The 24,226-nt window shown below is 67.4% G+C and carries 17 protein-coding genes; 4 read left to right on the plus strand and 13 right to left on the minus strand.

Annotated features, from left to right (window positions below):
• Positions 1–50: 50 nt before the first annotated feature.
• The 4 genes from G6P88_RS07385 to G6P88_RS07400 all read right to left on the minus strand — a co-directional run bounded on the left by G6P88_RS07385 (position 51) and on the right by G6P88_RS07400 (position 7,531).
• A complete protein-coding gene (locus G6P88_RS07385; protein ID WP_165322572.1) occupies positions 51–1,301 on the minus strand; it encodes a glycosyltransferase in 1,251 nt (416 codons plus the stop codon).
• Between the two features lie 73 nt (positions 1,302–1,374).
• On the minus strand, positions 1,375–2,361 hold the full coding sequence (locus G6P88_RS07390) for a M23 family metallopeptidase (RefSeq protein WP_165322573.1): 987 nt from the start codon (positions 2,359–2,361) through the stop codon (positions 1,375–1,377).
• Positions 2,362–2,450: 89 nt separating this feature from the next.
• Positions 2,451–6,356, minus strand: a complete 3,906-nt coding sequence (locus tag G6P88_RS07395; protein WP_165322574.1) for a glycosyltransferase — start codon at positions 6,354–6,356, stop codon at positions 2,451–2,453.
• On the minus strand, positions 6,353–7,531 hold the full coding sequence (locus G6P88_RS07400) for a sulfotransferase family protein (protein WP_226946767.1): 1,179 nt from the start codon (positions 7,529–7,531) through the stop codon (positions 6,353–6,355). Before G6P88_RS07400 ends, G6P88_RS07395 begins: the two co-directional genes overlap by 4 nt.
• Positions 7,532–7,648: 117 nt before the next feature.
• Here G6P88_RS07400 and G6P88_RS07405 point away from each other — a divergent pair, with 117 nt between their 5' ends.
• Positions 7,649–8,617 (plus strand): methyltransferase domain-containing protein, encoded by a 969-nt coding sequence (locus G6P88_RS07405; RefSeq protein WP_165322575.1) that lies wholly within the window; start codon positions 7,649–7,651, stop codon positions 8,615–8,617.
• A 3-nt stretch (positions 8,618–8,620) separates the two neighbouring features.
• On the opposite strand, the gene G6P88_RS07410 is transcribed toward G6P88_RS07405, so the two are convergent.
• From G6P88_RS07410 to G6P88_RS07435, 6 genes are all read right to left on the minus strand, one after another.
• Positions 8,621–9,703 (minus strand): GSCFA domain-containing protein, encoded by a 1,083-nt coding sequence (locus G6P88_RS07410; RefSeq protein WP_165322576.1) that lies wholly within the window; start codon positions 9,701–9,703, stop codon positions 8,621–8,623.
• Positions 9,700–10,443, minus strand: coding sequence for a hypothetical protein (locus G6P88_RS07415; protein WP_165322577.1), 744 nt, complete (start codon positions 10,441–10,443; stop codon positions 9,700–9,702). The genes G6P88_RS07410 and G6P88_RS07415 overlap by 4 nt, the downstream gene beginning before the upstream one ends.
• Positions 10,440–12,557 carry an adenine nucleotide alpha hydrolase family protein gene (locus G6P88_RS07420; RefSeq protein WP_165322578.1) on the minus strand — a complete coding sequence of 706 codons (2,118 nt, stop codon included), beginning with the start codon at positions 12,555–12,557 and terminating at the stop codon, positions 10,440–10,442. The genes G6P88_RS07415 and G6P88_RS07420 overlap by 4 nt, the downstream gene beginning before the upstream one ends.
• A 385-nt stretch (positions 12,558–12,942) precedes the next feature.
• Positions 12,943–13,713: an enoyl-CoA hydratase/isomerase family protein gene (locus G6P88_RS07425; protein ID WP_165322579.1), complete on the minus strand. Its 771-nt coding sequence runs from the start codon at positions 13,711–13,713 to the stop codon at positions 12,943–12,945.
• Positions 13,714–13,762: 49 nt separating this feature from the next.
• Entirely contained in the window at positions 13,763–15,796 is a 2,034-nt protein-coding gene (locus tag G6P88_RS07430; protein WP_165322580.1) for a 3-hydroxyacyl-CoA dehydrogenase NAD-binding domain-containing protein, read from the minus strand.
• A 29-nt stretch (positions 15,797–15,825) separates the two neighbouring features.
• On the minus strand, positions 15,826–16,974 hold the full coding sequence (locus G6P88_RS07435; protein ID WP_165322581.1) for an acyl-CoA dehydrogenase family protein: 1,149 nt from the start codon (positions 16,972–16,974) through the stop codon (positions 15,826–15,828).
• Between the two features lie 271 nt (positions 16,975–17,245).
• On the opposite strand from G6P88_RS07435, the gene G6P88_RS07440 reads away from it, so the two are divergent.
• The 3 genes from G6P88_RS07440 to G6P88_RS07450 are packed head-to-tail and all read left to right on the plus strand — an operon-like array spanning position 17,246 to position 21,300.
• On the plus strand, positions 17,246–18,922 hold the full coding sequence (locus G6P88_RS07440; protein WP_206335892.1) for a long-chain fatty acid--CoA ligase: 1,677 nt from the start codon (positions 17,246–17,248) through the stop codon (positions 18,920–18,922).
• 42 nt (positions 18,923–18,964) lie between these two features.
• The gene (gene pcaF, locus G6P88_RS07445) at positions 18,965–20,170 is read left to right on the plus strand and encodes a 3-oxoadipyl-CoA thiolase (protein ID WP_165322582.1); all 1,206 of its coding nucleotides are present in this window, start codon (positions 18,965–18,967) and stop codon (positions 20,168–20,170) included.
• 35 nt (positions 20,171–20,205) lie between these two features.
• Complete coding sequence (locus tag G6P88_RS07450) at positions 20,206–21,300, plus strand: NADH:flavin oxidoreductase (protein WP_165322583.1); 1,095 nt, start codon at positions 20,206–20,208, stop codon at positions 21,298–21,300.
• A gap of 44 nt (positions 21,301–21,344) precedes the next feature.
• On the opposite strand, the gene G6P88_RS07455 is transcribed toward G6P88_RS07450, so the two are convergent.
• From G6P88_RS07455 to G6P88_RS07465, 3 genes are read right to left on the minus strand one after another with little or no spacing between them, the layout of a single operon-like run.
• Positions 21,345–21,866: a nuclear transport factor 2 family protein gene (locus tag G6P88_RS07455; protein ID WP_165322584.1), complete on the minus strand. Its 522-nt coding sequence runs from the start codon at positions 21,864–21,866 to the stop codon at positions 21,345–21,347.
• Complete coding sequence (locus G6P88_RS07460) at positions 21,863–22,975, minus strand: acyl-CoA dehydrogenase family protein (RefSeq protein ID WP_165322585.1); 1,113 nt, start codon at positions 22,973–22,975, stop codon at positions 21,863–21,865. The genes G6P88_RS07455 and G6P88_RS07460 overlap by 4 nt, the downstream gene beginning before the upstream one ends.
• A gap of 11 nt (positions 22,976–22,986) precedes the next feature.
• Positions 22,987–24,165 (minus strand): acyl-CoA dehydrogenase family protein, encoded by a 1,179-nt coding sequence (locus tag G6P88_RS07465; RefSeq protein WP_165322586.1) that lies wholly within the window; start codon positions 24,163–24,165, stop codon positions 22,987–22,989.
• Positions 24,166–24,226 lie beyond the last annotated feature (61 nt).

Raw genomic sequence — 24,226 nt, forward strand, 5'->3', positions numbered from 1 at the left:
TTTACAAGAGTTACCGGCCAAGCGGCGGCCCGCCGGGTCGGGGCCGCGCTTCAGCCGACCTCGTCCAGTTCTGCCGCGATCCGCCCTTCCGCAATCTCATCGATCAGGCGCAGCCAGCCCGGCACGCCGACGCTTTCGCGGTCGAACCGCGCCAGCGCCGTCGCGCGGGCGGCCTTGCGCATCTCGGCAAAAGCCTCGGGCTCGCGCACCGCGCGGATCATGGCCGCGCTGAGTGCGTCGACATCGAAAAAGTCGTTGAGAACACCTTCCACGCCGTTCGTGATCGCGTCACGTACCGGCGCCGTATCCGATCCCAGCACCAGGCATTCGCACGCCATCGCCTCGACCAGCGACCAGGAAAGGGCGAAGGGATAGGTGTAGTAGACATGCGCCGCGCCGACCGACAGGATATCGATCATCGTCTTGTGCTCGACGCGCCCGACGAAGTGCAGATGGCCCTCGGGAATGCCGCCCTTCACCTCCTCCAGCATCGCATGGCGCCAGTGCTTGCCATCGGCTCTTGCGCCACCATAGCCGGTTCCGTCAGCGCCGATCGCCAGGACGTGCGCCTCGGGCACCTGGCGGAAGAGTTCGGGCAGCGCACGCATGAAGATGTGGAAGCCCCGCAACCGCTCGAAGTTGCGATTGATGAAGGTGATCACCGGCCCACCGGGGCGAAGCTCCTGTCCACCGGGCAGGCGAACGACGGCCCTGGGGTTGCCACGCGCGGCCGAAAGGTCGACGCCCTCGTGCAATACGCGATGGATCGGCCGGAAAATCTCCGGATAGGTCGAGGCCTGAAACTGGGTCGGCGAGACGATCAGGTCGGCAGTCGACATAGCCAGCAGCTGGGTCGCGTTCTTGGCGTGGGTGCGCAGCATCTGCGGGAGGTCCGGGCTCTCGAACTCCGCGTCGAAATTGATGTCGGCACCGTGCGTCCGGTAGAACAGCTCGCCGAACAGGACGATCTTAGCATCGGGGAAAATCTCGCGCAGATAGATGGTCTCTCCCCAGCCGGGGTGACCGATGATCACATCGGGGCGAAACCCGCTTGCTGCCAGCTGCGTTGCCGCCTGCGCCGCCGCGGTCCCGCGAATCAGATCGGCCTCCGCGCGGACGGCGATCGGGAGGATGCCCTCGGTCGTCCCGCGATTGTTCGTCCAGCGGACGAGCCGCACCCCCGCACGGTCGGCCGCGCTCTTGCTGCCAAGTGCCACCACCTCGTCGCCCCGCGCCACCAGCGCGTCGGCGATCGCGGGAAACTGGCCGGGAAAATTCTGGTGGACGATCAATATGCGCATCGGCTTCTATCTTCTCGACAGTCGATCGGGGACGGCATGCCCCCCTTGATGCGACCGGATAGCCGACGAACGATCAGAGCGTCACGGAGAAACGCTCGGAAACGACCGGCTTGTCGCCGCGCCGAACCTCGTAACGTGCCTCGTACCGCCCTGCCTGCCAGCCGGTCGCTGGACGTTTACGGCCGGTGAAGATCAACCATTCCGCCTTGTCGCTCTCCAGCGGCTTGGCACGGTTGTCCGCCAGCACGCTGCCGTCCGGTCCGGTCACGATCAGCCGCTGCACGTCTCCGGCCTTGAGCCCCATCGCCTGGACGAAAGCGACCAGCGCAGGCGCGCTCTTGTCGGGGGCGGGCTGCTGCGCCTCGCCATGCTCGCGTGCGGAGGCGATCGTCACCGGGCCGGTCGCGAAGCCGGTCAGCAGCACCTCTCCGGGACGGTAAGCGCCCGCAAGGCCACTGTCCGCCGACCAGAGCGGGCGTCCGCCGCCGCACTGGCCGGCTGCCGCGCCATAAGCGAAGGGATCGACCACCTTGCCGTCCTTGCGGACCGTCATGTGAAGGTGCGGATATTCGGTGTTGCCCGACAACCCGACCAGGCCGATCCGCTCGCCGGCCTTGACCTGCTGGCCGGGCCGCACGGCGATGCTGTCCTTCGCCATGTGGCAATATTGCGTTTCGAGACCACCGGCATGCTCGATGACGAGGCCGTTGCCGCACATCGCCTGCGCCACCGCCTCGCTCCGGCCCGCCTCCTTTACCGAGACATCGGGCACGCCATCGCGGACGCGCAGCACCTTGCCATCGGCCGCCGCCAGCACCGCCACGCCGCGCCGCTGCTGGTCCATGCTGTGCAGCCGGAAATCGGTGCCGTTATGCCCATCATAAGTGCGGCTGCCACAGCGAAAGTCGCTGGCGGCGGGGCCGGGATCGAGATCGGTATAATTCTGGATCGCGCAGTCTTTGCCGAGCGTACAGGCGATCGGCTTGCCGAGCTTCGGCATATCGGAGCCGGCGCCGAGCAGGACCGGAGCTGCGAGCGTCATCAGGGGCCAGGGCTTCATCGATCGTCCTTTCCTGCGGCGTGGGAGGCTTTTCTGCCCTGCGCAGCCTTACCCCGCATGAACGAAGGCGCAGCGCCCGGTATCCGCGTTCAGCGCCGATAGGCTTCGAGCCGTGTCGCCAGCGAGACAGCTCCCTTCGCCACCACGCGATTGGACCATAGCCACGCGTGGAGCGCCGTCGCCCGTGCCGCGGCGTCCGCGCGATCATCGACTATGGCGCACAGCGCGTCGTACCAGCCATCGTCGCCGACGAGGACCAGATGGCGGGCCAGCGCGGCATCGGCGCGATAGGCGGGGCTATCGGACACCAGCGGTAACAGGCCGAGCGCGGCATAATCGAGCGCCTTGATGTCGGACTTGCAGCGGTTGAAGGCACTGTCGACCAGTGGCGCCAGCCCCAGATCGAATGGCCCCTGTTCGCGCAGCCAGCGAACGAAGCGCGGATAGCTGACCGCCTCGGCCGGGGGCGACAGGCGGTGGAGCCAGGGTGCCGGTTCGACGTCTGGCGCGACGCCGATCAGCGTGACGTCGAACGCATCCCCGCGCTCGGCGAAAAGCCGGTCGAGCGCCGGTCTGACGAGCGCGAAGTCGGCGCCATGGGTGTGGGTGCCCATATAGAGCATCCGCACCTTCGGCCCCGCGAAGGGCGCTGGGCGCGGCTTGCGCCAGTCGCGCCACAGACGCGGGTCGATCGCATTGGGCACGATCACCGAGCGCGGCGCCAGCGGAGCATAGGCCTCGGCGAGTTCGGCGGCCGAGAACCATGTCTCCGCCGCCGCCGCCACGAGCCGGTCGAGCGCCGCGTTGAACGGGCGATAGAGGTCATGCTCCGGATGGTCGGGGCCGATCAGGCGAAAGGCATCATCGACGTCCACGACCAGCGCCGCCTCCATCCTGCCCAGATGCCGGACCAGCGCATCGACCGCCTCGACCGTCGGCAGCGCGGTGCGCTGGACGATGCAGACGTGGCAGTCGGGTACGGGCTCGTCCGGCGAACCCAGCGTCAGGCGGAGTCGCCCGGCAACGGTCTCGTCGGTCAACGGAGCGACCAAGCGGATGAAGGCCGAGCTTTGCGGGCCGATCGAGCTGTGGCGGGCGATAATATGGACCGCCAGCCGGTCGTCCTTTGGCTGCGGCTCCACCTCGGAGGGCGATGGCAGGCCGAGAATGGCGAAAGCATCGGCAATGAAGGTCCGCGCCCGGGCGTCGAAGCTATGACGTGCATGAACCTCGGCGGCCGCTGCCGCCAGCGCCACCTCGTCGCGCGGCGTCGACAGTATCTCGTCGATGGCAGCACGGCACTCGCCCGCGCTGCCGATCTGGCGCACCGAATCCCCGAACACCGACGCCATCGACGGCACCGCGTCGGATACCGCCCTGCCCCCCGCACCGACGACATCGAACAACCGGTTGGACAGCAGGCCGAAAGCGCGCATCGACTCCCAATGGTCGTTGAGGACGACGCCCGCCCCGGCATAGAGCCGGCCCAGCTCGCGATTGTCGACATTGGCGGCGCGGACGAGATCGTCGGGCACCCGGCCCGACCAGCCATCTCCATAGATCGCTGGTGGATGCCCCGCCTCAATCGCCCAGTTGACGATCGGGCGATCGACCCCTCGCGAATTGCCGACGAACAGCACATCGGGCGACTCGGGCCGCTCCTTCAGCGGATGAAAGCGCTCCGGATCGGTCGCCTGCAGCATCGGAACGACCGGCGGCCGGACGATCGGGGCCAGCAGCGCCGCAGTCGAGGCCGAGGCGGCATAGACCCGGCTGTAGCGGTCATATTCGTCGAAGCCGACCTGATCGGGATGGCTGATGTTCCACAGGAACGCCATCTGGCCGGGGCGCGGTTCATAGGGGATCAGACCGCGCAGCACGATCACCAGATCCTCGCTGGCGATCGAATGGCCGTGCCACTGGCCACGGAAATCGATCCGCACGCTATGACCCAGGCGCTCGATCGCGGCGGCAAGGCTCTCGGCAAAGTGATAGTCGCCCCAGGCGGCCTTTTCCTCCTCGGGCGCCGCGATCTTGATCGCGACGTTCAGGCGCAGCGCCGCCGCCAGTTCATACGCGTCGGCGCCGGTCGGCAGGCCGAGCCGGTTCTTCGTCCGTACCAATGCCTGGAACGCAGCGGGCTGGCTGACCGTGATCCGGCCCGTATCGCCGCGCGCATCATGATATTCGCAGCCTACGAAGGGCGCATAGCTGACGCTGCGGCCCCTGGCGTAGCGCAGGATCAGGTCCCAATCGACCATCCGGCGGAGGTTGGTGTCGAACGCGCCATGGCTGTCCACCAGCGCGCGGCGGTGGCAGAAGGCGTTGAGGTCGACATAATTTTCCGCGAGGCAGGCGTCCCAGTCGAAATCGTCGCCGCGATAGCCGGTCAGCTGGTTGAGCTCGTCGCGCAGGGCGATGCCCGAATAGGCGGTGTCGAGCCCCTCCGCCGTCATGAACAGCGTCATCACGTCGAGGAACCAGCTCTTCCAGCTATTGTCGCTGTCGAGATAGGCAATGATCTCGCCCTTGGCCTCGGCCAGGCCCAGATTGCGCGCGGCGCTGACCCCGCCATGGGTGCCCCGGATCAGCCGGACGCGCGGGTCGCTGGTGAACGCCGCCGCAATCTCGGCGGTACCGTCGGTCGAACCGTCGTCGACCACGAGAAGTTCGAAATGGCCATGGCTCTGTGCCAGCACCGAGCGGATCGCCGCCGCAATACGGTCCGCCCGATTCCAGGCGGGCATGACCACGCTGACCAGCGTCGCATTGGCCCGCTCGCGGACGTCGCGGGGCAAATCTGCGACCGAGCGGAGAAAGGCCTCCTCGCGGACGATATCGAAATGGCGGTAGAAGCGGCGCGGGCGTTCGTCGCTGGTCTCGTAGCTCGGCCGGCTGACCGGGATCGCCACCCGCCCCTCCGCCGCCCCCGTCTCGAGGAAGTGGCGCAACGGATCGCCCTGCACGTCGGGATAGCTTCGCCGGTAGAACTGGCCGTCGAACAATGGCCCGGTCGAGCGGCCCTCGGCGGCGCCGTAATGGATATAATGGTGGAGCGGCAGCATGCCGGCCGCGTGCACATCGGCATGGATGCTGTTGTACCAGCTCGACGAGAAATAGAGATTGGGATCGAGCGCATCGTCCTCTCGACCATGGCGGATATAGTCGACCAATGGATTGTGCCGGGCGATCAGCGCCGACAGCGCCTCGTCCACCGGACCGGTAGCGAGACCGGCCGCGTCGACCAAGGTCTGGATCACGGGCTCGTGCGAAGGCGAACCCGGCGCCTGCACGATCTCGATCGCGCCATCCTCGACGAGGCCGATGCGGCCGACCAGCCCGATCGGGGCGAGGCCGAACAGCCGCTCGACCGCATGGCCCAGCGCCCCATCGCGATCCTGATTGGGCGAGGCGTCGCGAAAGTCGGCGAGCGCCGCGACCTTTTCCAGCAGCGACAGGCGCGCCCAGAAGAAGGTGCCGGCGAAGAAACCCCAGTCGGCGGGCGGATAGGCCGGCGCGGTCAGGCGTGGGGCGAGGTCGGACAGCAGCTCCGCATTGCGAAACATATGGCTGGCGACCGACTTGTAGAGCCGGCGCGGTCCCAGCAGCGACAGCCCCGGATCGGCGGCGAAAGCCTCGCAAATCCGCCCGACCAGATCGCGTCCGGCGATCATCCCGTCATAGGCGAGCTGGCGCCATTCGGGCGCATAGCCCGATCCGCCCTTCTTGCTGTGCAACTTGCCGATCAGCTCATAGCCTTCGGCGCGGAGCAGCGGCAGCACCTCGAACAGCGGCCCGATGTCCCAGCCGCGATTGGCGACCTGGACGATACGGGCGGGTCGGGAGAGCCGCTCCAGCGCAGCCCGCACCTCTTCGGTCAGGGCGGCGCTGTGCGTCACGAACAGGTCGACGTCGTCCGCCAGCGGCGAGACGCGGTCGATCAACTCGAGCGAGACATCCGGATAGAAGAGATGGAGGACGATCGCGCTCTTCATGCCGGGATTCCCGCCGCTGCCAGCCGCCGGGCCATCTGCCGGGCGTAAAACGCCGTGTCGAACAGCGGGTTGGGCTTGTGCCCCTGTGGCGCGCCGGTGCGCAGATAATGCTCGACCGGATCGAGCCCGGCCTCGCCCGCATCGGCATAGGTGGCGAGATACCAGTCCTCGTCGAAAAGCCCACTCTCACGGATGAGAGCCACGGCATCGGCGAGCGCAGGATCGGGTGCGGGCAGCGACGGGCGGGGCACGACCGGCGCGGGTGCGATCGCCACGGCTTCGGGCTCGGCCGAGCCACCGGCGCGGCGATGGCGCAGTTCGTCATGGATGATGTCGTCGACCAGCCAGGGCACGGCATCGAGCTGCGCATAGGCGTCGTCGAGCCGGGCGCGCGCCGCTTCACCGTCCTCATCTACCAGCGCGGCAAGACCGTCGCGCGCCGCCATGACGATGGGGCCGAGAGGCGCCGCGAGCTGGTCCTCACCACCGACATGGTGCCGCAGCGTCGGATCGAGGAAAGCGTCGATCGCCACCGCTTCCTCCCCCTCGGGCATGTCGGCGCCCGTCAGCGGCAGCAGCCGAGAGGCGGTCGTGCGCCAGTCCGCGAGCATCGAATCATAATCGACGACCGCGCGCATCAGCCCGCGCGTCGCCCTTTCCGCCTCGATCATGTGCCGCAGCCAGAGCAGCTGGGCGAAGGCCGGGGTGGTGCCGTCGCGGCGGGCGACCGAGCGTGCGACCGCCGCCGGATCGCGCAGCATCAGAACCGCCCGGCTGGCAACCCCATGCTCGGCGAGCGTCTCGACGACGGTCGGCACGAAGCGGCACTGGCGCGGATCCTTTACCGCCATCATGGGGGCATCGCCGAACGCCGCGACCATCGCCTCCCACAGCCGGTCCTTGCGTGAGCGGAGCGCCGAGGCGTCGAGCCGCGACAGGTCGAGCGGACGGACATCGAACCAGCTCGATCGCGCGACGCGCAGCAGCTGATCGTCCGCCTTCACGACAGCCGCGGACTCCCAATAGCCGCGCGCATTGTCTTCATGCGCCTCGATCGCGTCGGTGGGCAGCGCGGCGCCGAGATGACCGATCAGGCGCGTCAGGGCCGAGGTGCCGCTGCGGTGCATGCCCAAGATCAATATGGCTATGCGTGGCTGGCGGATGTCGGCGCCCAATCTCGTCTCCCTGATCATCGGTCGGAACGACTAGCCGCTGGCGCCGCGAAAGGACAGAGGCCGCGCGCGAACCGTTCGGCACTGGCCCTCGTCCGTCGATGGCGATAGGCAGGCGCGATGCAGGATCCCACGCGGTTCGAACCGGCCACCGACGAGAATTTCGTCGAAGACCTCTATCTGGCGGCCAACCCCGACGTCGCGCGCCATGTCGCGGCCGGCGGCAATGCCTGGAAGCATTTCGAGCGGCATGGCCGACGCGAGGGACGCAGGCAGCTGACCCGTGCCGCCGCCGGCCTCCCGGGAACGCGGGCCGAGGCGAAATATGCGCGCTTCGCACCGATCCTCGATGCGTCGCGCGGCGCGGGCGGCGATTTCCGCTTCGTCGGCGCCACCGACAGTTTCCCCGTCGCCTATGGCGGGGCGAGCCACGATCTCGGCGACTATGACGACGAGTCCGCCAATCCCGGGCTCGGCCTCTTCGTCGAAGCGGTACGTGCCGACCCGCAGGGTCTTTACCTCGACGTCGGTTGTGGCCGGCGCACGCGGACCTTCGACAATTGCCTCTATCTGGAAGTCTATCCCTCGCGCAGCGCCGACATCGTTATGGAGCCGGCCTGCCGCTACCCGATCGCCGACGCATCGCTCGACGGGATCGGCTGCTTCGCGGTGATGGAGCATATGGACTCGCCCTGGGAAGCTGCCGCCGAATTTCGGCGCATGCTCAAGCCGGGCGGACGGGTGTTCATCGACTACCCCTTCCTCGTGCCGGTTCATGGCTATCCGTTGCACTATTTCAACGCGACGCGCGAAGGACTGGCCCGGTTGTTCGACACCGGGTTCGAGCGGCTGCACTTGGCGACCGAAAGCAACCAGACACCCGATCACGCGCTCAATTGGCAGCTGAGCGGGCTGCTCGAAGCGCTGGAGGATAAGGCTGTGTGCGAAGAGATCCGCGCAATGAGTGTCGGCGCCCTGCTCGACCAGCCACCGGGCGGCCCTTTCTGGAATAGGGTTCTTGCCGCGCTGCCGGACCGGGCGAAAGCCACATACGCGGCGGGCAACACATTGGTCGCCCGCAAGCTCTGAGGCTCAGTCTCCTCCGTCGTCGAGCAGCGCCTCGTCGCACATCAACCGGACCCAGTCGCGCGCGGCGCTCAGAGTCTCATCCTCTTCGCGGCGCTCTGCCGGCGATGGCACAGCTGGCCCGGCTTCGATCCCGGCCGCATGACGCAGGAACACCGACATGACCTGCGCCACCCCTTCCTCGGTCACGTTGCGCATGTCCTCGGCGAAATAGCGCGCACCGGCAGGAGCCCCCATGATGATCTCATAGGAGGGGAAATAATGGACCTCGGGCAGGTCTTCGCAGACCTCCTGTGCCGCCGCACGCAGCGCCGACTTGGAATAGGTCGTCGCGCTCAGCACATGATTGCCGCTCGCCGTCGCAACCAGGGGTACGGGCGACACTGTCAGGATGATCCGCGCGGCCGGGTTCACCGCCCGCAGCGCCACGACGAAGGCGGTGAGGTCGGCGACGATCTCCGACACTCGAAAATTACGAAAGCGATGCGCGGCCGGATCGAAATGCCCTCCGGCAACGCCCGGGCAAACCGGATAGACAGCCCCGTCCTCGACCGCCTCCCAGGCTTCGGTCAGCCCCAGCGTGAACACGAAGACGTCGAGCGTCTCGAACATCTCGCGCACGCGGGCGAAGTGCCAGGCGCGGTCGGCGCGCAGCTCGGCCTCGCTCGCAAAGCCATCGGGCTCGACGCTGGGCCGAAAGGGATCGATGACCCGTCCCGCTCCGCCCGGCGCGTCCCACAGATCGACCGATGGCACGAACCGGCCATAAGCACGCTCGATCAGTTGCAGCAGCTGGCGCGCCGTGTAGATGTTGCCGTAGCGCGCGCTGTACAGGCCATAGCCATGGCGCTCCGCCACGGCGGCGGGGATGATCGGATGCGCCGTCTCGCTGACGAGATAGCCGAAGCCGCTGCGCTTCAGGTAGCGCGCGATATTCTGTGCGAAACAGCTGCCGGCGGTCGCGACCTTGTCCGCCGGTTCGAGGCGCAGGAACGGCCCCGCGACCGGATCGATCGCCGGCCCCCGCCCCACGACCGCGCGGCGCCAATAGGCCTCTGCGGGCAGTCCACGATAGGGATGGTCGCTCACATCGCCTCCAATGCGCGGATGATCGCCTCGCCATAGGCCTCGTTGCCATGGGTCGCGTCGCCCGCCAGTTCGGGCCGCAGAAAGCCTTGTCCGTCCTGCGTCTCGGCAGGAACACGTAGATAGCGAAAGCCGAGATCGGCGCAGTAGCCCGCGACGATGCGCGAATGGAGCCGCCACATCTTGTAGCGCAATGCGGCCGGCGCGACGCCTTGCGCGGCGATGCCGCGTTCGCGGAAATAGCCGTCGGCGAGTGCGGCGATCCGCGCGTCATCGGCCAGCGGCGGCGGCGATTCGACCTGGATCACCCCCGGCCCCATTATCCGCGCGATCTCGCGAAGCCGCGCCCGATCCCGGTCGAGCGCGCTTTCGAGCGCGGTCCGCATCATCGCTTCGGTGATCGGCTCGGCGGCGAGATCAAGCGGCGGACCAACCTCCGTCGAAAGCAGGAAATCGAACGGCCGGGGGTGGCGGATCAGGGCGAAGCCATTGTGGACATTGCCCCCGCTGACCGACGCCCGGATGGGATCGTGGCGCGCGATCTGGTCGCGGATCGCCTCCTCCAGTGTCGGCGAGAAGCGTGTCTCGTCACCCTCGCCGACCAGCTCGGGCGCATATCGCTCTTCCATCGTGTGAATGACCCGCGTTCGGAGACGGTCGGGATCCGCTTCACGGCGCGTCTTTGCGGCCGCGCGGATCGCGGCGACGTGGCTCTGGCCGATGACGAGGATTGGCCGGCTCATGGACGCACCACCCGGCGGGCGATCTCGTAATCGCCTTCGAACGGAGTCAGCATAACCTCCACCTGCCCGCAGTCATCGACCAGCGGACGTAGCAGATCGCGCGCCACGGCGATCGAAAAGCCATGACGGCCATCGCCCATCCCATGGGGGATGAGGTCGGGACGGTCGTTCGACGCCGCCGCCACCGCCAGCACCTGACCGCCCACCCGGATTTCGATGGCGGGCTGCGCCCCAGGCCAGGCGGCGCAAAAGGCCCATCCATCGAAGCGGAGCAGGTCTTCCTCCTCGACCACGGCATCCAGATAGCCGTCGACCTTGGGCAGTTCGGCAAGCTCGCTCAGGGCAATCGCCTGTTCCTCGCAGCCGCGCTCCTCGCCGAGGCGCATCGGCACCGCCAGTCCCGCCTCGTGCAGGAAGGCAATGACGATGCCGAGCAGGCTGATCGCGTCGAACATGTCGAACCGCCGCGTCCTCAGCCGATCGAGCAGCACCGCGCGATCGACCGATGTCCAGAGCGTCAGATCTGGCGCACCATCGATCAGCGCAGCCAAGGCGGCCCGGATCGAGGCATTGTGGTTGAGCGAGAACTGCCAGTTGCCGAAAACCGGCGGAGCGCCGGGCGCGGGAAGGATGGGCGCCGGGCGCGGCACGTCCTCCCCCAGCGCCGCATGCCAGCTCTGGAGCGCGAAGGGCAGCGGGAGGAGCTCGGGCGCCGCCCGCTCGATTATCTGGTAATGGAGCAGTTCGCGGGCGCGTTCTTCGGGCAGGAGGCGAAAGGCGAGGCCGAGCAAGGCAGGCGCCCCGAGCGGGACGACCGGCTGCCGCTCGAAGGACTTGATCGCGCGGATCGCGCCGAGCCAGTTGGGCAGGCGGTTGCGATAATAGAAGAGATCGGGAAGGTCCGCCTCCAGCGCGCCGGCAGCGCGAGCCTCGGCCATCTGCTTGCGCAATTCCGACTCCAGCGCCGCCCGTGCATCGGGAAGAAGCACGCCCATGGGATCGAAGGGCGCCTGTAGCCGCACCATCGAAACCGGATCGAGCGGGCCTTCGGGAAGAGCCTTCTTCGAATAGGCCTTCAACACCTCGCCCATATGACCGCTCACCAGCGTCTCGCGGCCGGTCGACTGGCCCAGAATGAGATCCCAGCCGCCGACCATGGCATCGGTCTGCCACGCCTGCGCCGCCAGCTTCCCGAAGAAGCGCTCGCTCGTCCAGAAGGCGGGCTCATCGCTGCCATGGGGGGGCTCCCTGCGATGAGGCAGACCCAGAGCCTCGGCGATCAGACGGCTGGTGATGACGTCGGGATGCCCCTCATAGCCGCGCGTGAACAATCGGAGCCGGTCCCGAAGGCCCATGGACAGGCACAGCGCGAGAATAACCCGGCTGTCCTTGCCCCCCGTGATCGGAAGGTCCACCGGCCCCTCCCCCGGGATGCCGAGCCCGATCGCGGCACAGGCCTGGGCGATGCCGCGTTCGAGATCGTCGACATGCGCGGCCGACCATCCCCGCAGCGATCCCAGGCCGAGGGCTCGCAGCGGATCGCCCTGCTCGCGCGCACCTGCGGCATCGATGATCAGGCGGCTGCCCTGTCCGATCTGGCTCACCGACGCGAAGGCGGTTGCGGTGCCCACGCGATAGCCGATCGCCGCCAGCCAGGCTTGCGCCGCCGGATCGGGCGCCTCGTCGCCCAGGCAAGCCGCAACGAGAGAAGCACGGTTGGACAGCACCGGCTGTCCTGCCGCCCCCCGGAACAGCTGGTGCAGCCCTGCCTGGTCGGAAAAGGCGGTCAGGCTGCCGTCGCGGTAGAGCCTGGCGATCGCATATTCGCCGCCGACATCGGCCGGCAGTCGGTCGCCCGGCCGCGCCAGCAGCGAAGCGACCGCAGCGGCGTCGAGCAACTCCGCCCCGTCGTCGCGCATTCGCCAGACCAGCCCGTGGATGACGCAGACACCCGCCTCGTCGTCCTGCCACAGCTGCGCTTCGGGCTGGTAGAAATGGGTCTCGGTCGCCCAGCATCGCAGCTGCCAGCGTCCCGACGGAGTTGCGAAAGCCGCGGCAAGGCGATGGTCGCCGAGAATATGCGCTCGCGCATCGGGATCGGCGCAAGACGCCATCGGGTCCGGCCCCGACAGGGGCTCTCGCCAAAGAAGAAAGAGGGCCATCGCCCGTGCCTAGCCCTCTTTCCGGGGCGAGGGGAAGACCGCAGCGCGATCAACCCGCATAAGCATTATCGAACCTGCCTGAAAATGAATAACCCGGCCTTTTGGGCCGGGTTATTCTCTGGAGGATTCTGACTAATGACCTGTCTGGTTTAGCCCATCGCCCCGACAAAGCAAGCTCAAACCGCGCTCTGCGGCAAACTTTCGTCTACTCCCACACTTCCACATAAGACTATGAGATACAAACAAAAGCATAACGAATATGGATGAAAATGAACACATCCTGGCCCGCCATGGCGTTATCCGTGGCCGCGACTCGGCAGATCGGTGCCTAACGACTTCAGGGCTTGGCGGAGAATGACCGTAGCCGGTCCTGGAAATAGTCCGTCCTTCCCAGAAGGCCCTGCTCCTCGGCCTCCCGGTCCAGCTGTGCATCGAGATCGGACGAGGGCCGACGGACCAGCCTGCGCGTCGCCAGCTGCGCATCGAGCGATCCGCCTGCCAACGCTTCGGCCATCGCGGCGACATCGCCATCGAAACGCTCGTCATCGAATATCCGCGCGACCAGTCCCCATGCGGCCGCCTGCTCGGCGGTGAGCGCGGCAGATGTAAGCATCAGGGCAAGAGCGCGTCCCTCGCCGATCTGTCGGGCGAGCCGCCAGCTGACCCCGGCATCCGGGGCGAGCCCGATCTTGCCGAAGGCCAAAGCCAGCGTCGCTGACCGTGCCATGACCGCGATGTCGCAGGCGAGTGCCAAGCCGATCCCCGCACCGGCCGCGACGCCGTTGATGGCACTCATCGTCACGCAGGGCAGATCGCCCAGAGCGCGAATGACCGGATTATAGGTATCGGCGAGCGACGCACGAAGGTCGATGTCCTCCCCCCGCTCGACCTGGCCCAGCCGCTCGCCGAGGTCCTGGCCCGCGCAAAAGCCGCGCTCCGCGCCAGTGAGTACGAGGACATGCGGCGGATCGGCGCGGACAGCTTCGAGCGCCTGCAGCAGCTCTCGCCGCATCTCGGTCGTCAGCGCATTCAGCCGGTGGGGGCGATTCAGGCGCAGCCAGGCAACCGCGCCGCTCCGTTCGAGCGTGACCATCTCTACCCCGCTCATCGCCCGCGCACGCCGTCGCTGCAGGAGTCCCACATTGAAGAACAGCCCATCAGCATAGCGGGGCACCCGAGGCCGCGGCCTCGACCAGGCGGTTCGACAGACGGAAATCGGGGCCGAGCGACGCCGCATGGTGCCGCAGCCCTTCGACGACCCGCGCGAGACCAAGGCTGTCGGCCCAGAACATCGGCCCGCCCCGCCAGGCCGGCCAGCCATAGCCGTTCACCCACACCACATCCACATCGGACGCCCGCTGCGCTATGCCCTCCTCCAGGATCAGCGCGGCTTCGTTGATCATCGGATAAAGCAGGCGTTCCAGGATCTCGTCGGCCCCAATGGCGCGCTGGCCGATGCCATTATCCTCGGCGAAACGCCGGATGATCTGCTCCGCCTCGGGCGAAGGGTTGCGGTTGCGATCGGCGTCATAGTCATAGAAGCCACGCCGGTTCTTCTGGCCGCGCAGCCCGGCCTCGCACAATCGCTCGCGGATCGTACGCCCGGCGCTCGTGCGCGGATCCCAGCCGATGTCGAGCCCGGCAAGATCGGTCATCTGAAACGGCCCCATGGGCAGGCCGAAATCGGTCAGAGCCCGGTCGACCTCGATCACCTTGGCACCTTCCTCGATCAGCTTCATCGCCTGGCGCTGACGGGCGGCAAGCATCCGGTTGCCGATGAAGCCGTAGCATACGCCCGAGACGACTCCGATCTTGCCGATCCGGCGTGCCAGCTGCATCGCCGTCGCCAGAACGCGCTCCGACGTCCGCGCGCCGCGCACGACTTCGAGCAGCTTCATGATGTTGGCCGGTGAGAAGAAATGTAGCCCGACGACCGAGTCCGGGCGGCCCGTCGCGCCGGCGATCTCGTCCAGGTCGAGATAGCTGGTGTTCGACGCCAGAATCGCGCCGGGTTTGACGATGCCGTCGAGCGTCGCAAACAGCGTCTTCTTCACATCCATCAGTTCGAACACGGCCTCGATCACCAGATCGCAATCGGCCACCGCCTCATAGGACAGGCTGGGCGAGAGGCGCGCCATCATGGCGTCAACCCGGTCTGCCGCCAGTCCCTTGCGCCGCGCAGTCTTCGCAAGATTGTCCCGCAGAAGCGCGACGCCCGCATCAAGCCTCTGCTGATCCTGCTCGACTATCACTACGTCGAAGCCGGCGACGAGGAAGTTGATGGCGATCCCGCCGCCCATGGTGCCGGCGCCGATCACGCCGACCTTCTGCACCGGTAGCGGTTCGACGGCGGCATCGAGCCCGTCGATCTTCGCGGCCGCGCGCTCGGCGAAGAAATAGTGCCGCAGCGCCTTCGACTGGTCGCCATCGCGCAGGCGCACGAAGCCTTCCCGTTCGATCGCGACGCCCTCGTCGAAGGGCAGCGCCATGGCCGCTTCGAGGCAGCGGCGGATGGCGACCGGTGCGTCCAGCCCGCGCAGCTTCGACCGGTTGCGCTCGAAATAGTCGCCGATGGCCTCCGCTTCGCCCGCAACCGCCCGGTCGCGAGTCCGCACGAAAGGCTTGCCCGCACGCTCGCGCGCGAAGGCGACGGCACCGGGCAGAGGATCGGCCTCTTCGACGATGCGATCGACCAGCCCGATGCGCGCCGCCGTCGTGGCATCGACCGGATCGCCGGACACCGCCATCCGGCAGGCCTCTTCAATGCCGACCAGCCGGGGCAGGCGCTGCGTGCCCGTCGCACCTGGCAGCAGGCCAAGCTTGACCTCCGGCAGGCCCAGTTTCGCGGTAGTGGTAGCGATGCGATAGTGGCAGGCCATCGCGACTTCCAGCCCGCCGCCAAGCGCCGTGCCGTGGATCGCCGCGACGACCGGCTTGTCCAACGCCTCGATCGCCGCGATCAGCGCCACCAGCGAAGGCTCACGCTGCGGCTGGCCGAATTCGCGAATGTCGGCGCCGGCGAAGAACGTACGGCCGGCGCAACCGATCACGATCGCTTCGACCGCCGGGTCACCGGAGGCCCGGGTGATCGCATCGTGCAGCGCCGCGCGCAGATCCGCACCGAGTGCGTTGACCGGCGGATTGTCCGCCAGCACGGCGAGGATGCCGCCGTCGATAGTCGTCGAAATCATGGATCGGGTCTCGCTGTCTTTGAAAACCGTCAGGCGAACTGGCGCAGGACTTCGCGGGCGATGATCAGCTGCTGGATCTGCGTCGTGCCCTCGAAGATGCGGAACAGCCGCGCGTCGCGATAGAAGCGCTCGACCGGATATTCGGCCATATAGCCTGCCCCGCCATGGATCTGGACCGCGCGGTCGGCGACCTTGCCGAGCATCTCAGACGCGAACATCTTGGCGCAGGCGGCCTCCATCGTGACCCGCTCGCCCCGGTCGCGCTGGCGCGCGGTCTCAAGCACCAGCGCCCGTCCCGCCAGCATGTCGGCTTGGCTGTCGGCGATCATTGCCTGAACGAGCTGGAAAGTGCCGATCGTGGCCCCAAACTGCTTGCGCGTGGTCGCGAAACCGGCCGCCTCGGCGATCAGGCGCTCGGCCATGCCGACGCACAAGGCAGCGATGTGCAGGCGCCCCTTGTCGAGCACCTTCATCGCGGTACGAAAGCCATTGCCCTCGACGCCGCCGAGCAGCGTCGACGCCGGCACGCGGCAATCGTCGAGGATGACGTCGCTGGTGAGCGCACCCGCCTGGCCCATCTTCTTGTCGGGCTTGCCGATCACCAGCCCCGGCGTTCCCGCCTCGATGAGGAAGCAGGAGATGGCGTCGGCACCGGCGCCCTCTCCGGTCCGCGCCATCACCGAGAAGAGGCCCGCGATCGGCGCGTTGGTGATGTAGCGCTTCGTGCCGTTCAGCACATAATGATCGCCGTCGCGCCTCGCCTGGGTGCGAAGGGACATGGCGTCGGACCCGGCATCGGGCTCGGTCAGGGCGAAGCTGCCGATGATCTCGCCCGAGGCGAGGCGCGGCAGATAATGGCGGCGCTGCTCGTCGCTGCCCGCGATCACGATCGACTGTGACCCGATTCCGATATTGGTCCCCGCCATCGAGCGAAAGGCCGGCGAAGCGCGGCCGAGCTCGAACACCACGCGGACCTCCTCCTCCATGGTCAGGCCCAGGCCGCCATAATCCTCGGCGATCGACAGGCCGAACAGGCCGAGCTCGCGCATGGCGGTGACAATGGCGTCTGGAATATGGTTCTGCTCGGCGACCTCGGCCTCGGCGGGGATGAGGCTTTCGTCGACGAAGCGGCGAACCGCGCCGAGCAGGAGATCGAAGGTTTCGCTGTCGAGGGGCATCGGGTTCACTCATCCGTACGGGCGGGGCGAACCGAAGCCGGTCGAAACCAGCTCCGGACGCGAAGACGAGCGAACCCTATTGCGGGAAAGGCGCGACGCAATTTTGGGGCTCTTCCGCCTCCCGCTATCGCGTATGCGATACCACCCCCTGCACCGCTCCCCATGTCATCACGTCCGCGATAGTCGCGGCGGCGGACGCGATCCGTTCGAATTGCAGCTTCGCCCGTGGAAGGGTGCCGCGCAGTTCTGGAGAGAGGATCGACGAGCGCACATGTCTTTGCCCGGGTTCGGAGCGCCTGCCGGCGCCGCCACCTTGACCGGCCTGATGCAGGCCCGCCCGCTGACGATCGGATCGGTGATCGACCATGCCGCGCAGCATCATGGCCGCCGTGAAATCGTCGCGCGCCGTCATGACGGCCGCTTCGAACGTGCCGACTGGGCGACGCTGCGCGACCGCGCCGCGCGGATCGCCTCGGCCCTCGCGGGCTTGGGCATCGTTCAGGGAGATCGGATCGCCACGCTCGCCTGGAACCGGATGCCGCACCTGGAACTCTATTTCGGGGTGACGTCGGCGGGCCATGTGCTCCACACGGTCAACCCGCGCCTCCACGCCGATCATCTCGTCTATATTCTCAACGATGGCGGGGCCCGGTTGCTCTGCGTCGACCCGGACCTGCTTCCCCTCGTCGAGCCGATCATCGGCCGGCTGACCTTGATCGAACATATCATCGTGCTGTGCGCCCGGCCCGAGATGCCCGAAAGCAGCCTTCCAAATTTGCTTCCCCTCGACGAACTGGTGGGGGGCGCCGAGCCCCTGGCCGAATGGCCGAAGGTGGACGAGAACGCTGCCTCGACCCTCTGCTACACCTCGGGCACGACCGGCGACCCCAAGGGTGTGCTCTACAGCCACCGCTCGACGGTCCTGCACTGCATGTCCGCCTGCACCGCCGATTCCATGGCCTTGTCCGCCCGCGACTGCATCGCCCTCGTCACCCCGCTCTTCCATGTGAACGCCTGGGGCGTCCCCTTCGCCGCCGCCATGTGCGGGGCGAAGCTGGCCCTGCCCGGCTCCGCGCTCGATCCGGCATCGCTGTTCGCACTGATGGCCGAGGAGAAAGCGACCTTTGCACTTGGCGTTCCGACCGTGTGGATGAGCTTCGTCGACCATGTCGAGCGGCTGGACGCCGAGGTGCGATCCGCCCTCGCGCTCGACCGGGTCTTCATCGGCGGCGCGGCACCGCCCCCGGCGCTGATCGAGCGTTTCCGCACGCTGCTGGGGATCGACGTCGTTCAGGCCTGGGGCATGACCGAAACCAGCCCGGTCGTCACCGTCTGCCGCCCGCTCGCCCATCAACGGCAGCTGGAAGGCACCGACCTGACCGCGCTGCAGGCGCTGCAGGGCCGCACCATGTATGGCGTCGACATCCGGATCGTCTCGGAGCAGGGCGTGCCCCTGCCGCATGACGGTGTCGCAACGGGGCTGCTGCAGGTTCGCGGGCAATGGGTGATCGACCGCTATTTCGGACGCGACGCATCGGCGACCGACGGCGATGGCTGGTTCGACACCGGCGACATAGCGCAGATCACCCCCGACGGCTTCCTGCGGATCACCGACCGGTCGAAGGACGTGATCAAGTCGGGCGGCGAGTGGATTTCCTCGATCGACCTGGAGAATGCCGCCCAGTCCTATCCGGGCGTCGCAGAGGCCGCCGTGATCGGCGCAACCCATCCGCGCTGGCAGGAACGCCCGCTGATGCTCGTGACGATGCGGCCAGGCGCCGACTTCGACAAGGAGGCGATCCTTCGCCATCTGGAGGCGCGGGTCGCGCGCTGGTGGCTGCCGGACGACATCCTTGTGGTCGATGAACTGCCGCACAGCGCGACCGGCAAGCTGCTCAAATATGTGCTGCGCGAACGCCATGGAGACCATCTGCTCCCGTCGGCGTGACACAACCGCGCTCCTGAACATCCTCTCTTCCCGGACATCTGCATGCCTGAAGCCTTCATCTGCGACGCCATCCGCACGCCCATCGGTCGCTATGGCGGGTCGCTTTCCAGCGTCCGTACCGACGATCTCGGCGCCATCCCCATCCGGACCCTCATCGAGCGCAACCCGTCGCTCGATCCGGCGGCAATCGAGGAGGTCTTCCTCGGCTGCGCCAATCAGGCGGGCGAGGATAATCGCAACGTCGCGCGGATGAGCCTGTTGCTGGCGGGGCTTCCCGCGTCGGTACCGGGCGTGACGCTCAACCGGCTGTGCGCTTCGGGCCTCGAGGCGATCGGCTCCGCCGCCCGCGCGGTGCGCGCCGGGGAGATGGCGCTCGCTCTGGCCGGGGGCGTGGAGAGCATGAGCCGCGCGCCCTATGTGCTGGGCAAGGCGACGAGCGCCTTCGGCCGCACGCAGGAGATGTTCGACACCACGATCGGCTGGCGCTTCGTCAATCCCGCGATGGACCGGCTTTATGGCAGCGAATCGATGCCGCGCACGGGCGAGAATGTCGCGAAGCAGTTCGGCATATCGCGCGCCGACCAGGACGCCTTTGCCGTTCGCAGTCAGCAGCGCGCCGGACGCGCGCAGGCCGACGGAACATTCGATAGCGAGATCGTGCCGGTGGAGGTTCCCGGCCGCAAGCGCGGCGAGACCATGTGCTTCGCGCAGGACGAGCATGGCCGCCCAGACACTACGGTCGAACAACTGGGCCGACTTGCACCGCTGTTCGACGGCGGCAGTGTCACCGCCGGCAATGCCTCGGGGGTGAACGACGGCGCGGCCGCGCTGATCGTCGCGGACGAGGCGACAGCCCGCGCGCAAGGCCTTACCCCCCGCGCCCGCATCCTCGGCATGGCAAGCTCTGGCGTCGAGCCGCGCATCATGGGCATCGGCCCGGTCGATGCGGTCAGCAAGCTACTCGGGCGCCTGGGCCATGCGATCGGCGACTATGACGCGATCGAACTCAACGAGGCCTTTGCGAGCCAGGCGCTCGCCGTACTGCGCGCGCTCGGGCTTCCCGACGATGCGCCGCAGGTCAACGCCAATGGCGGCGCGATCGCGCTCGGCCATCCGCTCGGCATGTCGGGGGCGCGGCTCGTCATCACGCTGCTGAACCAGCTCGAGCGCAGCGGCGGGCGCCGCGGCCTCGCCACGCTCTGCGTCGGCGTCGGCCAGGGGCTTGCCTTGGCAATCGAACGGGTCTGACGATCCGCCCACCATCCTGCATAGCGGAGCCGATCATGGTCGCCGACACCCTCTTCCAGCCCTTCCAGCAGGGTGCGCTGGCACTGCCCAGCCGCATCGTCATGGCGCCGATGACCCGGCGCTTCAGCCCCGATGGGCTCCCCGGCGAGGACGTGCTGGCCTATTATGCCCGGCGCGCCGCTGCCGGCGTCGGCCTGATCATCACCGAAGGCACCGCGATCGACGATCCCGCCGCGCTGGCGGAAGCCAATATTCCCGTCTTCCATGGCCCGGATGCGCTGACCCGCTGGACCGCCATATGCAACGCCGTCCACGCGGCCGGTGCCCGCATCTTCCCTCAGCTCTGGCATGTCGGCGCGGCCCGCAAGCCGGAGAATACGGGCACACCGGATGTGCCGGCGGTTTCGCCATCGGGCCTGTTCGCGCCCGACCAGCCCAATGGCGAGGCGCTGACCGCCGAGCGGATCGACAAGATCATCCTCGCTTATGGCCAGGCGGCGGCCGATGCCCGCGCGATCGGTTTCGACGGAATCGAGTTGCACTTCGCGCATGGCTATCTGGTCGACCAGTTCTTCTGGGCACCCACCAATCTGCGCGATGACACCTATGGCGCCGAGCGCCACCGGATCGGCCTGGAGATCGTGCGCGAATGCCGTCGCCGGACCGCGCCGGACTTTCCGATCTCGATGCGATTCTCGCAGTGGAAGCAGCAGGACTATGACGCGCGGCTGTTCGCCAGTCCGCAGGAACTGGATGCCTTCGTGGTGCCGATGGCCGATGCGGGCGTCGACATCTTCCACTGTTCCAACCGCCGTTTCTGGACGCCCGAGTTCGACGGCAGCAGTCTCAATCTCGCCGGTTGGACGAAGAAGCTCACCGGGCGGACGGTGATCACGGTCGGCTCGGTCGGGCTGAGCGAGGAGTTCCTGGTCACGCGCACCGGCGTCAATCCCGACGTCGAAGCCGGCCATTTCGACCGGCTGGAAGAGATGCTGGCCAATGGCGAGGTGGACCTGGTGGCGGTGGGCCGAGCGCTGATCGGCGATCCCGAATGGGCAGCCAAAGTCCGCGACGGGCAAATCGGCGACATCCAGCCCTTTTCGCGGGATGCCCTCGCCAACCTGGTCTGACAGGCAAAAAACAGGGGAGCCTTTCAGTGCTCCCCCGAGATTTTTCAACCGATCGAATAGACGGGATCGTCGGGCCAGCGCGAGCCGATTGGCTGGCGCAGGCCGAAACGCTCCGCCTCGCTGGCAGTCGGAAGGGGCAATTCCTCGACCCAGTCGAACACCACCTGCCGCTTGAGCACGCGCCATTCGCCGTCGCGCTCGACGAACCAGTCGAGATAGCGGCCCTTCATGTCCCATTGCTTCATCCCGCCCTCGGGACCGGGCTGACGCTGGAAGGCGGAGAAATAGCTCTCCACCGCTGCGCCGCCCTCGCGGAACTCGATCAGGATATTGTGGATCTGGTGGATGCCGCGCTCGATGCTCGGGAGCGTAGCGAGCGCCCATTCGATGAAGCCTACGGCGCTGCCCTGATAGGGGCCGTGCCGATCCTCGCCGTCGGGCCAATAGGCGGACCGCAGCGCCGCCTCGTCCATCCGGTCGATCCCCCGGCAATAGCGATAGAGACAGTCGCGGATCGCCTCCCGCGCCAGCAGTTCCCTGATGCTGTCCTCCAGAGATGCCGTCATGCCGCGAACCTCCCCCGGTGATAGTCGATCGAACCATGGGCCAGCGCCAGCATCATCTGACGCTTCAGGTGATGGCTTACGATAAGCTCGTCGCTAAATCCTACGCCACCGTGCAGTTGCACCGCCTGCTGTCCGACATAGACCCCGCATTCGCCGACACGAACGCGCGCAGCCGAGACCGCACGCTGCCAGTCGCGGTCGCCCAGATGATGGTTGAGGGTCCCATGCAGCATCATGGCGCGCGCTTCCTCGCAGGCGATCACCATGTCCACCATGCGATGCTGGAGGACCTGGAACGACCCGATCGGCTTGCCAAACTGATGGCGGGTGCGGAGATAGTCGAGCGTGATCGCCGACAGGCTCTCCATCGAGCCGGTCGCCTCGGCCAGATAGGCGCAGGACGCCCGTGCGACCGCCGCCTCGATCACCGGCAGCGCCTGATCCTTGCTTCCGAGGAGGACCGCATCGCGCACATCGTTCAGCTCCAGCCGGGCATGGCGATGACCGTCGATCGCGCGGAAGCGATGGACCGTCAGGCCGGAGGCAGACGCCGGGACAAGGAAGAGGCTGATCCCCTCGCGCTCGTTCGCCGCTCCCGCCGTCCGCGCCGAGATCAGGAACCAGTCGGCGTCGGCACCGTCCTCGACATGGCATTTGGCGCCCGACAGCGCGTAGCCGCCGTCGACCGCCTGCGCGGTGAGCGCCACGCGATGCGGATCATAGCCGCCATCGGCTTCCAACAGCGCAGCCGCAGCGATCGCCTCACCCGCACCAATTGCGGCAAGCAGCTCGGCCGCCGCATCGCCGGCTTCGCGCAGCAGCGCCGGGACGAGGACGCAGGAGGTGACGAAAGGCGACGGGACGAGGTGGCGACCGAGCGCTTCCTGCAGCGCCATGACCTCGACGAGGCCGCCCCCAAGGCCACCCTGCTCCTCGGCGATCGGCAGCATCAGCCAGCCGAGTTCGGCCATCATCGCCCAGGTGCGCCGAACGCCGGCTTCGCCTTCCTCCAGCAGCTTTAGCCGATCGGTGGCGGGGAAATGGTCGAGACCAAAGCGGTCCGCGCTTTCGAGCAGCATCCGCTGCTCGTCCGAATAGAGAAAATCCACCGAACGACCTCCTAGAGCCGCAGCGCCCGCTGGGCGATGATGTTGTGCTGGATCTCGCTCGACCCGCCATAGATCGACGTCACGCGCGCATAGAGCGCGCCCTGCATCGCATAGGGCATGTCGGCGGGAACTCCGGTATCGCCGAGGGCTGCGAAATGGGCGGCCTCGGGGCCGAGTGCGCCGATCCAGAGCGCCGTCCCCTGCTGGGTCAGTTGCGACCAGCGCAGCTTGACCATCGAGCCGCGCGGGCCCGAGTCCACACCCGCATTGGCATCGGCCATCAACCGCAGGATCATCGTCTGCAGCGCGATCACCTCGATCTCGAACTGGGCAAGTTTGCTGCGGAAGCCCGGCTGATCGATCAGGCGCACGCCCCCGATCGTCCGGCGGCTGGCCGCCTCCTTGATGCCCCGGATCGTCTGGGTCAGGAAGATCGCGACCGATGCGGTGACCATGCGCTCGCGGTCGAGCAGCACCTTGCCATATTCCCATCCGCGCCCTTCCTCGCCGACCAGATTGCCGACCGGCACGCGCACATCGTCGAGGAACATCTCGTTGGTGTGATGCTTCTCGTCCATCGTCGCGACAGGGCGCACTGTGATGCCCGGCGTCTTCATGTCGAGCAGCAGCAGCGAAATGCCCTGCTGGCGCTTGGCCTCGTCCGAGGTGCGCGCGAGGACGAAGACATGCGACGCGACATGGGCGTAGCTGGTCCAGGCCTTCTGCCCGTTGAGGACATAATGGTCGCCGTCGCGCACGGCACGTGTGCGGAGCGCAGCTAGGTCGGAACCGGCACCGGGCTCGGAATAGCCCTGACACCACCAGTCGTCGGCATTGATAATCCGCGGCAGATAGCGGTCCTTCAGTTCCTGGCTGCCATAGGTGAAGATGATCGGGCCGATCAGCTCCAGCCCCTGGTGGAACTGCGCCGGCGCATCGGCATCGGCAGCCTCCTTCCAGAAGATATATTGCTGGACGGGCGACCAGCCCGTTCCGCCATATTCGGCCGGCCAGGTCGGCGCGCCCCAGCCGCGGGCGGCAAGGCGTTTCTGATAGGCCGTCAGTTCCTCAGGGTTCAGCCGCAGCCCCGCCCTGACGCGGGTGCGCCAGTGCTCTGGGATGCTGTCGGCGAAAAAGGCCCGCACCTCTTCCTGAAAGGCGCGGTCGGATGCGTCGAGTTCCAGCTTCATTCCATCTGCCCTGTGTTGAACGACCGACGCTAATGCGCCCGCCGCCCCGATCGGCAGGGGA

Source organism: Rhizorhabdus phycosphaerae, assembly GCF_011044255.1.
Classification (GTDB): Bacteria; Pseudomonadota; Alphaproteobacteria; order Sphingomonadales; family Sphingomonadaceae; genus Rhizorhabdus; species Rhizorhabdus phycosphaerae.

What these genes read in the sequence shown, in the direction of transcription:
- pcaF (WP_165322582.1), top strand. Translation starts at nt 18,965, where the DNA reads ATGCCTGAAGCCTTCATCTGCGACGCCATCCGCACGCCCATCGGTCGC.
- G6P88_RS07405 (WP_165322575.1), top strand. Translation starts at nt 7,649, where the DNA reads ATGCAGGATCCCACGCGGTTCGAACCGGCCACCGACGAGAATTTCGTC.
- G6P88_RS07440 (WP_206335892.1), top strand. Translation starts at nt 17,246, where the DNA reads ATGTCTTTGCCCGGGTTCGGAGCGCCTGCCGGCGCCGCCACCTTGACC.
- G6P88_RS07450 (WP_165322583.1), top strand. Translation starts at nt 20,206, where the DNA reads ATGGTCGCCGACACCCTCTTCCAGCCCTTCCAGCAGGGTGCGCTGGCA.
- G6P88_RS07465 (WP_165322586.1), bottom strand. Translation starts at nt 24,165, where the DNA reads ATGAAGCTGGAACTCGACGCATCCGACCGCGCCTTTCAGGAAGAGGTG.
- G6P88_RS07385 (WP_165322572.1), bottom strand. Translation starts at nt 1,301, where the DNA reads ATGCGCATATTGATCGTCCACCAGAATTTTCCCGGCCAGTTTCCCGCG.
- G6P88_RS07415 (WP_165322577.1), bottom strand. Translation starts at nt 10,443, where the DNA reads ATGAGCCGGCCAATCCTCGTCATCGGCCAGAGCCACGTCGCCGCGATC.
- G6P88_RS07420 (WP_165322578.1), bottom strand. Translation starts at nt 12,557, where the DNA reads ATGGCGTCTTGCGCCGATCCCGATGCGCGAGCGCATATTCTCGGCGAC.
- G6P88_RS07390 (WP_165322573.1), bottom strand. Translation starts at nt 2,361, where the DNA reads ATGAAGCCCTGGCCCCTGATGACGCTCGCAGCTCCGGTCCTGCTCGGC.
- G6P88_RS07395 (WP_165322574.1), bottom strand. Translation starts at nt 6,356, where the DNA reads ATGAAGAGCGCGATCGTCCTCCATCTCTTCTATCCGGATGTCTCGCTC.
- G6P88_RS07455 (WP_165322584.1), bottom strand. Translation starts at nt 21,866, where the DNA reads ATGACGGCATCTCTGGAGGACAGCATCAGGGAACTGCTGGCGCGGGAG.
- G6P88_RS07435 (WP_165322581.1), bottom strand. Translation starts at nt 16,974, where the DNA reads ATGCCCCTCGACAGCGAAACCTTCGATCTCCTGCTCGGCGCGGTTCGC.
- G6P88_RS07425 (WP_165322579.1), bottom strand. Translation starts at nt 13,713, where the DNA reads ATGAGCGGGGTAGAGATGGTCACGCTCGAACGGAGCGGCGCGGTTGCC.
- G6P88_RS07430 (WP_165322580.1), bottom strand. Translation starts at nt 15,796, where the DNA reads ATGATTTCGACGACTATCGACGGCGGCATCCTCGCCGTGCTGGCGGAC.